Source organism: Paraburkholderia nodosa DSM 21604 (assembly GCF_000519185.1).
Classification (GTDB): domain Bacteria; phylum Pseudomonadota; class Gammaproteobacteria; order Burkholderiales; family Burkholderiaceae; genus Paraburkholderia; species Paraburkholderia nodosa.
Genome location: NZ_JAFA01000054.1, coordinates 15,814 through 29,668 on the forward strand (window position 1 = coordinate 15,814; position 13,855 = coordinate 29,668).

Consider the following 13,855-nt stretch of genomic DNA (forward strand, 5'->3'; position numbering starts at 1 on the left):
ATCATCACGTCTGCATTGACCAGTGTCCGGTCGACGAACTTTCGCAAACCGGATCTCCGAGCTTGACCGGTTCCCGCGCGATACAGATCGGACGAAACGCGCCGCGTGCATTTCACGCGGTTTCTTTCGCACGATGCGCGTCGGCTCGTTTTTTTTCCCGCGTTTGCCACGACATGCACGAAGCGAGTTCGGCAAGCACTGACTGGATTGCCAGGTCCTTCGCCGTCTGCGGATTGCACATCCTGAACAACTGAATGCCATCGCACAGACTCACCAGTGCGACCGCGAGCGCACCAGCGTCCACGCGCAATGCCCCGTCGGCATCCTCCGCGAACGTCCGCATGCAGTTACTGACATGGACGAGCGTCTCGCGCCGCAACACATCAAGACGCTCCCCAAGCAAGTTATCTCGGCGCGCAAGGAGTTGCGCCTCGATCCAGAGGGGGAAGCAATCGCTATCAAGCTCCCCGTTGCTGTAGCAGGCGATCGCTCGCGCAAGCGTATCTTTGAGCGTGCCGCCCTTTTCGACGACGGCCTGCAGGTTCTCGCGTGCCAGAACTGCATCGCGCCGCAACAGTTCAGCCAGCACTTCCTGTTTGCCGCCGAAATTTGAGTAGAAGGCTCCGCGCGTGTAACCCGCCGCCTCAGCGATTTCTTCCACGCTCGTAGCGGCCACGCCCTTCTCAAGGAAAGCGGTTCTTGCAGCGTCAAAAAGGCGCTCGCGGGTCTGCTGCTTCCTTTGTGCGCGTGTCAAGCGTTCGTGATCCATGACGTAGCGCTTACCGAATGTCGCGTTCTGCGTTCGCCGGAACGAAGGCGCGCGCCTGCCGGGCAGCGGTTTCTCAATAAGTCAACATCTGTGCGGGTTGCCTGCATGTTTGTATATTACACTCATTTCTGATTATTTAGTCAACAATGAAAATGAGGGCGTGAGTGAAAGAAAAGTCGATGCAGTACAGCCCGCACGTGCTGTGGCTGCATCGCTTGCCCATACCAGCCGGCCCGCACAGCGCCCGTCCGGCGGCACTGACGGCCATCGGTCTGCCGTCTCCAGCATGGTTCTCCTGGTGTGGCGTCAGGCAGCCTCGACTTCGTTGGTCGACTGGACGAGCTCGATCTCGCCCAGATAAACGCTTTCGCCCATCAGACATTCACGCGACGCATTGCCGAGGTCATGACGTATCTCGATCCGATAGCGACCGCTGTCTTTGGCCAGGCCTGCGAACCGGAAATCGCCGAACGCGTCCGTGACGGTATCGGCTACCTTCTGGTCGCCCGTATGCAGCGCGACGGCAGCATCGGCGACGCATTCGACGATCTGCCCCACCTGTGCACTGACGCTACCGCCAATAAAGCAGGTATCCCAGCGTTCGAGGCCGCGATACCACACACGGGGCTTTGTCTTGAGTTTGGGCTCCAAAACCCTGAGTCCTTCCCGTCGTGCTTTCAGTGCCATCGCGGCGTCATCGAGCTTGACGGTTTCGAATACGCCCGTCGGGCATGACTGTTCGCATCGCGGATGCTGCCACCCCTCGTCGAGCAGATGCGCGTCGAAGATCCAGGTCTGCGGCAGCTGCAGTGCCTCGTTCCACACGATCGCCTTGTACGGACAGGCTTTCACGATGTCCTTTCTGCCTCGCGCCTTGTCCGGATCGATGATGACAATGCCGTCGGCGCGCTTGCGGATGGCGTCGCCGCCCACGCGCATGCATGGCGCATCGTCACAGTGATTGCACATGACCGGCAGGTACGTCGTCTCGACCATGTGCGCGTCGCCTTGCACCCGGCGCAGGATGCGGATGGGGCTTTCGGCATCGGCCGCAGCGGGTGCCGAGTAGCCGGGAAAGTCGTTGCCTACGTGCTCGTCTCGCGCGGCGATCACGCAGTTCTGGCAGTTCTCGCACTGCCCGACCTTGATAACCAGATTCCACTTGCTCATTGCCTGCTCCTCACGCTGCGCGACCGAGCATGAACGCGTCGGCGCCTTTCCACTTTTCAACCTGCACGAGGCATGAATTCGGGCTCATACTGCTCGTGCCCGCCGTCTGGGGCCGGTCAGGAGTGAGCATGTTCATGCAGCCGCCGATCTCGACACGCTCGCCGGCGATTTCGATGAGCTGGAATTCAGCGCTCGCCTCGTATGACTTGACCACGCCGGCGGCAACCAGAGGCGACACGTCAGCGGCACAAATGACAGCGCCGCGGTCGTTGTAGACCTTGACGAGATCGCGGTGGGCAATCCCCCTTGCCGCCGCGTCGGCGGGACCGAGCCGCAGCAACCAGAAGCGATGCCCGCCGATCAAAGCGCGATGATCTTCGACGCTGTTGACCGAGGAATTCTTGCCGTCGCAATGCGTGTGGAAGCTGTACCGGCTATGAGTCGCAATCAGTTGCAGCGGATAGCGCTGGGCCAGTTCGCTGCGCAGCCCTTCCCAGGACGGGATATACCGGTTCAGCGGCGGCCGCTCGGGGTTGTCGGCGGTGTGTCGCTTCAGCAACTCAGGTACGAACTCGATCTTGCCGCTGGGCGTCTGCAATCCCATGCCGAACTTTTCGGCGTACTGCGACGGCATGGGATGCGGTTCCTGCAGATCCTTGCGTCGACCTTCCGCGAACCAGCGCATGTCGACCGGGTGGCGCAGTTCAGGCTGCTCGGGTGGTACGACGTAATAGCCTTTGCGGCAGAAGTTTCGCCACGAAATGTGATCCGGCAGATCCGACGAGTCGAATACCCTCTTGACCCAATCGAGTTCGCCGCATCCTTCGGTGAACACGCCGCCAAGCCCGAGACGGGTCAGAATCGCGGTGAAGATGTCGTAATCGGAGCGGGACTCGCCCAGCGGCTCGATGCATTTGTGTTGCATCATCACCATGCGATGATTGACGGTGCTGAAGCCGTGATGGGCATAGCCGCCCGAATTCGACCATTCGCCAATATCCCATCGCTCCAGCGACGTGCACGCCGGCAGAATGATATCGGCGAACTGCGCCTCGCCCTCCATCCAGATCGACTGGTTGACCACGAACTCGATGCTCGGGTGGCGGTAGGCGTCGGCCCAGCGTCCGGATTTCGTGACGGTGCTGAAAGAAGATCCGCCATAGCGATAGATCATGTGAATCGGCGAATAGCCGGGCATCGGGTAGCTGAACGGCGCGAACTGCGCTTCCTGTGACATGCCGTCCCAAAGGTATCCCGTCGCATGGCCGTTGATAATGGCATCGGGTAGCTGCTGTCGCGGAACCATCTGCTTGACGGGATTCATGGTCAGGATGTGCGGCATGCGCTGATAGTTGTTCACGGCATTGGCCGTCCACGCGAGATCGCCAGACATGCCACCGTCTGCATAGCCCGGAAAATAGAAATGCAGGTCATGCGGAGCGCCGAGTTCCAGACACCCGAAATTGACGCCTGGCTTGCCCCACCCCTGCATCGCCATCATCATGATCATGCAGCGCGCCCATTGCGCCCCGGTCGCGCCGCGTCCTGCGCCACCGAACCCCGCACCTGTCATGCCGACGGCGAGATAGACCTTTTTCTTGCCCCACAGGCGCGCGAGCGCACGCACATCCTTCGCTGGCACGCCAGTCTCGGACTGCTGCCATTCGGGAGTCTTCGGCACGCCGTCGGTTTCCCCCAGCAGGTAGGCGCGCCATTCATCGAAGCCGGTCGTGCGGTTGGCAACGTAATCCTCGTCGTACAGACCCTCCGCGACCCAAACGTGCATGATGGCGGTCGCGAGCGCGGCATCGGTTTGCGGGCGCACGGGAATCCAGCGTCCACCGAGCAACTGCGCGGTTGGATTGCAGTGCGGATCGATGTGAACGAACTCGATTCCCAGTTCCCTCGCCCATAGACGCCGCGGCGTGCCCTCGAATCCCGCGTACGCCCCGTTGGTGCTTTCCGGGTCGCAGGACCAGAAGACGACCATTTCCGCCTCTCTCAGGCAATCTTCGATGCCGCCATAGCCTGACGGCACGCCCACGCGCATCGAGTTGCCAAAGTGATGCATCGCGCCCCAGTACCATCCCTCCCAGCTATCCGGGTTCGCAGCCACCCGGGTGAAGCCAATCAGGTTGGCGAAGCGCGTTAGCGCGCTCAGGTAGTAGCCAACATTGCCCCACTGGTGATGGGACGACATCGGGAACGTAATCGAACCGGGGCCGTGAACGCGTTTTTGCCGGTTGATCTCCTTCGCGACGATGTCAAGCGCCTCATCCCAACTGATGGGCACGTAAGCCGACTTGCCGCGGTTCTGCGGATTGCGTTCCCCGTCGGGATCGAAGTCGACCCGCTTCATCGGACGAAGAATGCGCTTGTCCGAGTAGACAAGCGACTTGATGGCCAATGCGTGCGGCGCAACGAGACCTCGCCGTGGCGGGCTGAAGCGGCGCCCGCGGGCCTCGATCTCCCAACTGGCAGCATCCTTGCTGTCGAGATCGACAGGCGTCACCCGAACGATGCGACCATTTTTCACGTACACGTATAACGGGCCGCCGTTGGTGCACGTGGTGTAGCGCTGCGTCCCGTCGTGCATGGGCGTACCCATCGGCAGGCCGATGGTTTGCATCATGCTCAGCGTTTGCATGAACCACACCAGCAACTCATCGTCGCCTTCAGTAACCACCTTGAAATTTTTCGCTGCGTGAATGATCTCCAGGTAGTCCGGAGTGGCGGAGAGAAATTTCAGGGCGGTTGCCACATCCTTGAAGAGCATGCGCACGTCGGGCTGCGGATGCCTGCCGGCACACGAGCGGATGCGGCCGTTCTTGAGCTTGATGACGCGGCCGATGCTTTGATCCATGAGCCCGATCCACGCGACGACATCGCGCTGCTTTAGCCGGTCGCGATAGGCAGGGAAGCGGCGTGCCGTCAGGTCGAGGACCTTGGGCATGGCAAAGAGAATGGTCTTGAGGATCTGTCGTTTCACTTTTTGATCCAATGGGAAGGCTTCGCAGGTGCAAGCATCATGGAATTGCGGACCGGCTCCCCGAGCGGGCAAGCCGCTCAGGCGGGCGCGATCATGTCTGGTGGTGGTTTAAAGACCCGGGAAAGCCGGCCCCCATTGCAGCAACGCACTGCTGCAGATCCAGCAAACCGTAATCGACCATGAAGTCGCGGACGGCAGCCAGGTCCGGGTGGCGGAAAATAACGTATTCGATGTCTTCGATGAGCATGGAAAATCTCGCGATTGATGCGTTGGCGGCACGACCCGCCGCCTCGATTGATGCCTGGGAACGCGGGTCGTACTCGCTAGAATGTGTAGCCGACATTCAAAAATACGTTAATGGGTTCGATTCGGAGCGTCGACTTCGAAACGATCTGCGTTCCGTTTGCGGTCTGTCCGTATATGGTCATGTGCGTCTGGATCGGCATGTAGCCAACTGACGCTCCGACCGACCAGTGTTTGGAGAACGCGTAGCTTGCCCCGACCTCGAACACGGGGTTCCACGACGCACTGAGGGTCGCACGTATCGATCCGCCAGGACCGACACTATCGGTGATGAACTGGTTGTTGGTTGCGCGAACCTGGGTGAACCACGTGTAGTTCACGCCCAATCCGACGAAAGGACGAAATTTTGACTGAGCCTCAAACAGGTGATATCGAAGCTCGACGGCGGGCGGCATCGGCCTCGTCGTGCCGAGGGTGCCGTACTTCGAGAGCGTCCCGTCGCCAACAAGATTCACTGTTAGTGGCAGGCCAAAGAGGGTGGCGATGCCGATGTGGTCGGTCACGTAGTACTCGGTGGTGATGCCGAGCGTATTCGTTGACGACGCGTGCGCACCACTACCCGTTAATTGCTGATTGACCGGCATACCACCCACGCTTTCCACGGTAAGCGGCGTGGCATGACCCTGTGGCGCTACGTAAAGCCACCCTGTCGCCAGCGTGAAGCTTCCGGCCGATTGCGCATTCGCATTTCCAGCAAGCGCAGCCGAACAGATAAAACCCGCCATAACAGCAGGTCGAACATTTTTCCCGTAATTCCTCACGCGTCTTCTCCTGCCTCATCGGCTAAATATCTTTTTATCGTGCTCAGGGCTTTAACGAGCTGCCCATTGCTCCGTCTCGTTGGATCGGTCCTCGTATGTATAGACCGACTCGAAAAATCATCTCATTTTATATAGGCATACTAAATACAATGAATTGATTTACCCGGATCCCCGCGTTGCTTCTTGCCTGTGCACCGTATCGAGTCCTGGGCTGCGTACGCCTGTTACTTCTCTTTGCCGTTCTGCGCGGTTGCCAGGTTTGACAAGTTGCCCGGCATGTTAGTGAACTCGCATCACAAGGCGCTCGGCCTGCGGTGCGTCACTTACGTTGCGTTGCCGTCAACGCTGCCCCTGGAGCCCTCCGCGATAGCGATTGAGAACGCGAACGGAAAGCGTCCAAGCGCGGAAGTCGCCAATGGTTCGAGTTCTGCGTCGGAGAGTTCGACGTGAACGGAAATCCCACGCAAGGCTTCTTCAACGATGCTGACGGTTGCCCCCTCAACACCAGCTTCCACGAGCGCCGACCGCAGGGCATCTACGGTTTCGATCCGCTTCAGCGCGGGTTTGAAGATCTTGCCGACAGCCGTCAGGGGCATCGTTTCAACGATCCGTATGCCTTTGGGGAACGCGGCTCGCTCGCTGATCTCGTCACGCAGGAACGCCGCCATTTCTGCTTCATTTGCCGTTATGCCAGGCTTGAGCTGGACATAGGCGACCGGCAGTTCGCCTGCGTGCATATCAGGGCGCCCTACTGCTGCGGCAATCTGCACTGCCGGATGTCGGTGCAGCGCTTCTTCGATCGCTGCAGGATCGATGTTGTGTCCGCCCCGAATAATGAGTTCCTTCTTCCGGCCTGTGAGCCAGAAGTAACCGTCTGCGTCGCAGCGTCCCAGATCGCCGGTATTCAGCCATCTGCCGCCATCAGCCAGGTCCATCCAGATGCCGTTGTTCTGCTCCGGCCGCATATAGCCGATGAACACGTTCGGGCCGGAGATCAGCAGTTGACCAACCTCGTCCGCAACGCAGTCCCGCACATAACGGCCCGCTTCATCGGCCATCACGGCTTTCATGGCATGGCCCGGCAGACGAAGTCCGATCGAGCCGACCCGCCGTTCGCCAAGCGGCGGATTGACGCTGCTAACGCAGGTACCTTCGGTGAGGCCATAGCCCTCGAGGATCCTGATTCCGGTTCGAGCCTGAAAAGCACGCAGCAATTCCACCGGCATCGGCGCGGCGCCGCACAACCCGTATTCGAGCGAACTGATATCGCGGCCGCCAATGGGAACGTCCAGCAACGACCCAAAGAGGGTCGGCACGCCGCTAAAAAAGTTGATCCGGTAATGCTCGACGATATCCCAGAAGCGTTTGACGACGCCATCTCCGCGATAACCTTGCGGCGTGCCAAGCACGACGTGCGCACCGCGTGAAAACGGCAGCAGACCCGTCACCATCACGGCGTTCACGTGGAAAAGCGGCAATCCGCAGAAGATCGTCTTGCCTGGCGCAACGCTTTCACCGAGAAATTCTCCGGCGCTCCATGCATTGGCCACCTCATTGCCGTGCCGGCGCATCGCAATTTTTGGCAGGCCTGTGGTGCCGCCCGTGCAGAAGTAGGACGATACGTCGTCCCGGTTCATCCGGTGCGGGGTGGAGAGCGCTATGCCCGGCTCCCGTGCGACGGCTTCACCGAAGTCGTGGATGCTGATCTGCGAAGGAACCGCGCCTCGCACGCCCTCCTCGCCATGCAACCTTGAGCACTCGCCGCGCTGAAGCATTCGAGCCGCAAATCGCTGTTCGCCGGGTGCATGGTCGGCGAGGTTGACCAGCACGACATGCTCGAGCGAGGCAACCTTGTGCAAGACCGCCTGCACTTTCGGCCAAAGGTCCGTGCCGGGATACGGCGCCAAAGTGACAATCACGCTGGCGCGTGAGGCATTGAGCAGCTCGCCGATCGCGTCGCTTTCGAGCAGTGGATTGATTGCGCAGACAACGCCGACCGCCTCGCCGCCCCAGATCACAAAGTGCGTTTCTGGCAGATTCGGCAGTACATAAGCGACGACCGTGTCTCGCTGCACACCCAGCCGCGACAACATGTTTGCCGTACGTGTGATGTCGCGCACCAGTTCGCTGTAAGTCCATCGCTCCGGGGTCGCGTAGTCGTCCGTGGTTGCGAAGAACGAAAGCGCGGGTGCAGATGGGTCAATGGCGGCGCCCCGGCAGATCAATTCGTAGGTGCTCGACGGTAGATCCGCCGGCTGCTGCCCCTGCGATTCGATAGCGAGGACGTCCTGCTCGTTTGCGACGCCTTTCATGCGGCCTCTGCGACGACGACGTTACGCTGGGTGCCAAGATCGATCGAGCCATCCTGGCTGACGATACGTGCTTCGACCACGTCGCCATCCTGAAGGTACTGCGGTCGCTCGGCTTGCAACGCGAGGAAAAGACGCTATTTCTCCGCTTCGGGCAGCTGTGCCGCGGCGCGTTGCTTTTCCGGCGACGGAATGATCAGCGCGCAACCGGACGGCGTACCCGTTGCGAGCAAGTCACCGGCATGCAGGTCTTGAACGCCGGACAGCTCGGTCAATGTCTCTGCCGGACCGTAGACAAGACCCGAAGTGGAATCGTTCTGTCGAACCGTTCCGTTGACAGTCAGCGTCAGCACGAGCTCCTTGAGCTTCGGCATGTCGTGCTTCTCGAGCAGGCAAAGGTACGGGCCGACAGGGCCGAACGTGCGATAGCTCTTGCCCTTGTAGAACTGCATCTGTGGAATCTGGATATCGCGGGCGGAATAGTCGTTCACGATCACGGCGCCGGCAATGTAGTCGTGCAGGTTCTCGTCGGTAATCGTTGCGCGGGACGTGATGTCGCGTTTGAGGACAAGACCGACTTCGATCTCGTAGTCGAGGAACTTCACTTCGTGCGGCTTCACCAGCTTCGAGTCCGCAGCAACGATGCAACTCGTGGCCTTCGTGAAGATCATGTTGAATTTCTTCGCGTCCGGGTCCATGCCGGATTCGATCATATGCTGGCGGTAGTTCGCGCCCTGGCAGATGAACTGCTGATTGGCGGTCACAGGCGAGAGCCACTGCACATCCGCTTCGGGAATCGTAGGGCCATTCAGCGCCATTAACCGCTCGACCGGATTGGCATGGACAAACTCAGCGGTCGTCTCGAACTCACCGGGAATCGGTGTGATAGCGTTTTGAGCCACTACGCCCCACTGGGCGCGACCATCGTGCAGATAATGCAGAACGTGAATTGCCATGTTGGCGGTCTCCGGGTTCGAAAAAGGGGTGCGTCAGGCAAAAATCTTGAACAGTGCCCGTAGCCTCGCCAGCGTGACGTCGGGGCTTCGGCGCAGGTTTGCGATCAGCGCCGCGATGCTCGCGGGCGTCAATCGGGGCTTGGTGAAGCTGCGCGGCATTGTCGGCCCCCACTGGGCCATCGCCTCGCGACTCACGCCATGGATTCCCGTCGGCGTGTCGCTGGTGAAAAGATCACCGTCGCAGTAGTGCTCATGCTTGTCTCCCCAAGGGTCCTGCCAGTAGTCGAAAATCTGGCTCCCGAGGATATGTCGGCCGATGCCCCACGCATGCGTCCATCCGCTCGTGCGCAGGAGGCGCTGACCCATACCGACCGCGTCCGCATCGACGAGCTCGTAGGCGCTATGGCTGTATGTCGGGGCGAACGCCTGTGCCAGCGCAAGCGTGTGATGGTCGGCGGGTCTGTCGCCGAGATCGAGCCGCATGAACGCGACAGCCGGCGACCCATCGGGCAGCACCTGCACGTCGCTGGGGATAAAACCAAAATGGCGCGTGTACCACGCACAGGTTTCCTGATAATCAGCGAGTTCCAGCACCACGTGACCAAGCCTGATGACTTCAGGCGCGCTCTCGGGCGGTCGCTGCGTGCCGTTGACGCGAACGGCGGCATCGACGGAATTGAACGGCAACGGCAGCCGGTGCGGCAACGCGGAGGCGGGCGCCTGGCCCCAGAGCGCATCGACACGGAAACCGGACGGATCCTGCAACTGCACCACGTAGCCGCCGCCCGGCAACGCGGACGCTTTCACCTCTGACGCGCCCGGCAGCCTGGCGAGAGCGTCCAGTTCGGCTTCGCTGCCGACCTGCAGGCCGAACCCGACAAATCGCGCTTTGGACGCCTTGCGTACGACATAACAGAAGTGCGACGCGGCCGTACCGCGCAGAAGCAGCATCTCTTCGCCACGCGTTACCGTTCGAAGCCCGAAGTCATTGAGAAACCGTTCGGCTCGCCCGAGGTCCGGCCGATCGAACATGAGGTAGGCCAATGCGTTCGCTTTCGCCGTTGGATTCGGGTGACGAGCCGGCTGTGCAGTAGTCAGTTTCATGGCGGACGGTAATCAGGCAGTTGGGATCGGTGATGCAGACCGCAGCGCTGGCGCGCCGCACCTCGGGAGCACGTGAGCGCTCGCAGGCTCACCGGACGGCCAATTTGCCGGCGCGTGAGGGATAGCGGGTCGTAATGCCCGGATGGGCGGATGGGGAAGGTGATGCCGGCCGCTCGGCGCAATGCCGATTGCGATTGCTGTCTCCACAGTCACTCCGTCTGTTTTAGTTAGACCGGCTCTCGACAGCCAATGGTGACATTAAACTCATCGCTGATCGTTTTGTCAATATAGACATTCGAATCTATACTGTGGTCATGACCAGACTTGGATCCATCATGACAACCACGACCAAGCGCGGGGCGGCCAGGCGCTCCCCGCCGGCGGCGCCCGCCTCCCCGGCCCCCGTCATCGAAGAAAAAGAGCCTCGCGGTGCGCGCCGCAAGCGCGAGACGCGCGCACGTCTGCTCGACGCCGCCCTCAGGCTGATGGCCGAAAAGGGTATGGAAGGCGTGGCGATCAATGAAATCACAGAGGCCGCCGATGTCGGCTTTGGCTCGTTCTACAACCACTTCGAGTCGAAGGAGGTGATCTACGCAACGCTCGTCGACAACGTGTTCGAAGAGTTTGCGAACGTGCTCGATCGCCTCGCGGGGGGCCTTTCCGACCCAGCGGAAGTGGTGGCCGTCTCGGTGCGCCACACTGTCCTGCGTGCGCGGCACAATCCCGTGTGGGGACGCTTTCTGATACGCGAAGGGTTTTCTGAGCGTGCGCTGAGCCGTGGGCTGGGCCAGCGGCTCCTGCGCGACATTCGAAACGGTATCGCTGCAAAGCGATTCGTCGTCGCCGACCCGTTTATTGGCTATCTTGCAGTGGGTGGCACAGTGCTCTCTGCCATCGCGGCCGAACTGAACTATGTCGTGCCGGGCGCAAGCGCCGCGGGTTTGCTGAAGGAACTGGGTTTCAGCGGCGAGCACTTTCCCGAGCGCACGGCAGCCATGTTGCTGCAAATGCTCGGCCTGAAACGCGCGGAGGCGGAAAAGATTGCCGCGCGTCCACTGCCCATCGTCGAGGAAGCCGACGAGGCAGCTTGAACTCGGCCAGTCGTGAGGGGAGCCGGTCTGGCAACCGGCCCCGTCCCGACTGGCGATGCGCCGGGAATTTATGCCCCGGAGCGCGGAGCCGCCGCCCTGTCGACCGCGGTTCGCGCGCCGTCTATAAATTGCGGGCAGGACAGCGTTGTCATTCCCGTTCTGCTGGACGCGCCCGCAGGGCTAAACGGCCGATCCGCCGCGGTCGCAGCGAAGTTGCGCACGACCGCGGCTATCTGATCAGCGATCGCGTTGATCGCATGACGATGCCCGTCGACGATCGCCTGATACCCGCCAGATACGGGCTCGCTCACTATGCTGTGGCAACTCAGGGGCTCCAGGCCCGCAGACCTGCTTACACTCCATACGACGTCAACCAGTACGTGTGAACCCGGCCACGATTCGAAGCGCTGAACGTCGACGCCGACCTGATAGACGGGAACCTCCTCATCACGGCCAACTGCGTTGGCAGCGGACGCGCCGGCCTGCTGGCTCACGCGAGCAGCAAGTGCATCGCGAATCTCGTCCGGAAGGGCCGACGACCAGCGATCGTCTTCGAGCACCTGCACCTGGGCCGGGTTGACCTGCACCACAAGCTGACTTCTGGCGACGGTGGCCGGCACCTTCACTGGGCGTACATCGATCCGCAAAGCGGGGCTTGTCGTATTCTTCGCGATGGTCGGCTCCGCGTCGGTTCCGAGCGTATAAAAGCGCGTCGCGGGCGTTGCGCACGCCGTCAGAAGGGCCAGCCCAACGACAGAGACGAATGTCCTCACCATGGTGCGGGACGAGCGAGATTGCATTGCGATCATTGCTGGTCTCCTTTTTTGCCGAACAGCAGCGCCTGCGGATGGCGCTCCAGGTATTCGGAGAGCGCATTGAGCGACTGCAGCGTACGTGTGAGTTGCTGCATGGCGTCCTGAACGTCCGACTGCATCGGCGCCGTCTGCCGCAGCGTCGATTCCGCGGTCGCGAAGGTCTTTTGTGCGGCAGCGAGCGTGTCGCGTGCTTGCGGCACGACCTCGGTGTCCATATGCCCGAACAGCTTGCTGGCGTTCTCCAGTGCACCGTCGAGGTTGGCGCCGATCCGGTCGAACGGCACCTGGTTCAGTTTCCTTGCGATGTCCGCCACCTGCACCTGGAGCTCGTCGAGCGTATTCGGCACGGTCGGCAGTTCGATCGGGTTGCTGTGCACGTCGACACTCGCGCGCGGCGCCTTCGGGAACATGTCGAGCGCGACATACAACTGTCCCGTCAGGAGATTGCCGGTCCGCAATTGGCCGCGCAGCCCTTCCGTCACCAGATGCTGCAGCATCTCGTGACCGCCGGGCGTGTCCGGCGCCGGCAGCGCCTCGCTGGAGCGCCGGCTGAGCCGGTCAGGGTAAAGCGCCATCGACACCTTCATGCTGAAGCTCTTCTGCTTTTCGTCGTACTCGATACCAATCTCGGTCACCTGCCCCAGCGCAATCCCGCGAAGGTCGACAGGTGCGCCAACAGACAGTCCACGCAAAGACTGATTGAAACGCATGACGACATTGAGCGGCTGGCCGTCGGGCTCGCGCATGGCGTCCGATTCGTCCGCGGCGAGTCGGAACTCCGCCCTGTCTGCTGCCGGTCGGCCAGCGTCCTGCCCGGCCGGAGACTGGAACGCCAGCCCTCCGACGACGACAGTCGCGAGTGATTGCGTATTGAGCTTCAGCCCGTTGGAATCGAGACGCAGATCGACGCCGCTTGCATTCCACCACCGCGTATTGCTGCCGACGTACTGGTCGTACGGCGCATTCACGAAGACGTTCACGATGACGCCGGCGCCGTGAGGATCGAGGGAGTAGCCAATCACCTGACCCGCCTGGATGCGATGGTAGAAGATGGGGGCGCCGATATCGATCGAGCCCAGCGACTCACCTCGCAGCGTGTACTGGTGACCCGGCTGTCCCGTGGTGACAATGGGCGGGCTCTCAAGACCGAGGAACGCGGTTTGCCTCTCGGTCGAGCGCCCGATGTCCACGCCGATGTACGCACCAGAGAGCAACGTACCGAGGCCGGAGATGCCGTTGGCGCCAATGCGCGGGCGTACCACCCAGAATCGCGTGCCTTGCGTTGCAAATTTCCCTGCGTCCTTGCTCAACTGGATACTCACGATGACGCGCCGCAAATCGGCGGACAGCGCAATGGCTTGCACGACACCGATTTCAACGTCCTTGTACTTTACCTTCGTCTTGCCTGCCTCAATGCCCTCCGCGTTATTGAAGGTGACCGTCACGACCGGCCCCCTTTCTGCAACGGATCTGACCACCAGGGCAACCCCGATCAATGCAGAGATGAGTGGTACTAACCAGATGAGGGATGGCAGCCAACGTTTGCGCGGCTTGAATTCAGGTCCAGATAGATTGGAAAGATGCATCG

At 61.1% G+C, this 13,855-nt stretch carries 10 protein-coding genes and 1 pseudogene; 1 reads left to right on the top strand and 10 read right to left on the bottom strand.

Annotated features, from left to right (window positions below):
* Positions 1-112: 112 nt before the first annotated feature.
* From A3CW_RS0140280 to A3CW_RS0140315, 8 genes and pseudogenes are all read right to left on the bottom strand, one after another.
* On the bottom strand, positions 113-769 hold the full coding sequence (locus A3CW_RS0140280; RefSeq protein WP_028208587.1) for a TetR/AcrR family transcriptional regulator: 657 nt from the start codon (positions 767-769) through the stop codon (positions 113-115).
* 306 nt (positions 770-1,075) lie between these two features.
* The gene (locus tag A3CW_RS0140285; RefSeq protein WP_028208588.1) at positions 1,076-1,939 is read right to left on the bottom strand and encodes a 4Fe-4S dicluster domain-containing protein; all 864 of its coding nucleotides are present in this window, start codon (positions 1,937-1,939) and stop codon (positions 1,076-1,078) included.
* Positions 1,940-1,949: 10 nt separating this feature from the next.
* The gene (locus A3CW_RS0140290; protein ID WP_028208589.1) at positions 1,950-4,928 is read right to left on the bottom strand and encodes a molybdopterin-dependent oxidoreductase; all 2,979 of its coding nucleotides are present in this window, start codon (positions 4,926-4,928) and stop codon (positions 1,950-1,952) included.
* Between the two features lie 91 nt (positions 4,929-5,019).
* Positions 5,020-5,175: a VOC family protein gene (locus A3CW_RS52830; RefSeq protein ID WP_154678191.1), complete on the bottom strand. Its 156-nt coding sequence runs from the start codon at positions 5,173-5,175 to the stop codon at positions 5,020-5,022.
* A 76-nt stretch (positions 5,176-5,251) separates the two neighbouring features.
* A complete protein-coding gene (locus A3CW_RS0140300) occupies positions 5,252-5,956 on the bottom strand; it encodes an OmpW/AlkL family protein (RefSeq protein ID WP_035515402.1) in 705 nt (234 codons plus the stop codon).
* Positions 5,957-6,315: 359 nt separating this feature from the next.
* The gene (locus A3CW_RS0140305; RefSeq protein WP_028208591.1) at positions 6,316-8,304 is read right to left on the bottom strand and encodes an acyl-CoA synthetase; all 1,989 of its coding nucleotides are present in this window, start codon (positions 8,302-8,304) and stop codon (positions 6,316-6,318) included.
* Positions 8,301-9,257, bottom strand: a pseudogene (locus tag A3CW_RS49225) (fumarylacetoacetate hydrolase family protein). Before A3CW_RS49225 ends, A3CW_RS0140305 begins: the two are co-directional and overlap by 4 nt.
* 33 nt (positions 9,258-9,290) lie before the next feature.
* On the bottom strand, positions 9,291-10,361 hold the full coding sequence (locus A3CW_RS0140315) for a VOC family protein (RefSeq protein WP_028208592.1): 1,071 nt from the start codon (positions 10,359-10,361) through the stop codon (positions 9,291-9,293).
* A 335-nt stretch (positions 10,362-10,696) separates the two neighbouring features.
* Between A3CW_RS0140315 and A3CW_RS0140320 the strand changes: the two genes are divergently transcribed.
* Positions 10,697-11,452: a TetR/AcrR family transcriptional regulator gene (locus tag A3CW_RS0140320; protein ID WP_028208593.1), complete on the top strand. Its 756-nt coding sequence runs from the start codon at positions 10,697-10,699 to the stop codon at positions 11,450-11,452.
* Between the two features lie 68 nt (positions 11,453-11,520).
* On the opposite strand, the gene A3CW_RS0140325 is transcribed toward A3CW_RS0140320, so the two are convergent.
* Together A3CW_RS0140325 and A3CW_RS0140330 are read right to left on the bottom strand one after the other, a co-directional pair.
* Complete coding sequence (locus A3CW_RS0140325; protein ID WP_028208594.1) at positions 11,521-12,261, bottom strand: PqiC family protein; 741 nt, start codon at positions 12,259-12,261, stop codon at positions 11,521-11,523.
* A complete protein-coding gene (locus A3CW_RS0140330) occupies positions 12,258-13,853 on the bottom strand; it encodes a PqiB family protein (RefSeq protein WP_028208595.1) in 1,596 nt (531 codons plus the stop codon). The genes A3CW_RS0140325 and A3CW_RS0140330 overlap by 4 nt, the downstream gene beginning before the upstream one ends.
* Positions 13,854-13,855: the final 2 nt, after the last annotated feature.

What these genes read in the sequence shown, in the direction of transcription:
- A3CW_RS52830 (WP_154678191.1), bottom strand. Translation starts at nt 5,175, where the DNA reads ATGCTCATCGAAGACATCGAATACGTTATTTTCCGCCACCCGGACCTG.
- A3CW_RS0140330 (WP_028208595.1), bottom strand. Translation starts at nt 13,853, where the DNA reads ATGCATCTTTCCAATCTATCTGGACCTGAATTCAAGCCGCGCAAACGT.
- A3CW_RS0140315 (WP_028208592.1), bottom strand. Translation starts at nt 10,361, where the DNA reads ATGAAACTGACTACTGCACAGCCGGCTCGTCACCCGAATCCAACGGCG.
- A3CW_RS0140285 (WP_028208588.1), bottom strand. Translation starts at nt 1,939, where the DNA reads ATGAGCAAGTGGAATCTGGTTATCAAGGTCGGGCAGTGCGAGAACTGC.
- A3CW_RS0140325 (WP_028208594.1), bottom strand. Translation starts at nt 12,261, where the DNA reads ATGATCGCAATGCAATCTCGCTCGTCCCGCACCATGGTGAGGACATTC.
- A3CW_RS0140280 (WP_028208587.1), bottom strand. Translation starts at nt 769, where the DNA reads ATGGATCACGAACGCTTGACACGCGCACAAAGGAAGCAGCAGACCCGC.
- A3CW_RS0140305 (WP_028208591.1), bottom strand. Translation starts at nt 8,304, where the DNA reads ATGAAAGGCGTCGCAAACGAGCAGGACGTCCTCGCTATCGAATCGCAG.
- A3CW_RS0140320 (WP_028208593.1), top strand. Translation starts at nt 10,697, where the DNA reads ATGACAACCACGACCAAGCGCGGGGCGGCCAGGCGCTCCCCGCCGGCG.
- A3CW_RS0140300 (WP_035515402.1), bottom strand. Translation starts at nt 5,956, where the DNA reads ATGGCGGGTTTTATCTGTTCGGCTGCGCTTGCTGGAAATGCGAATGCG.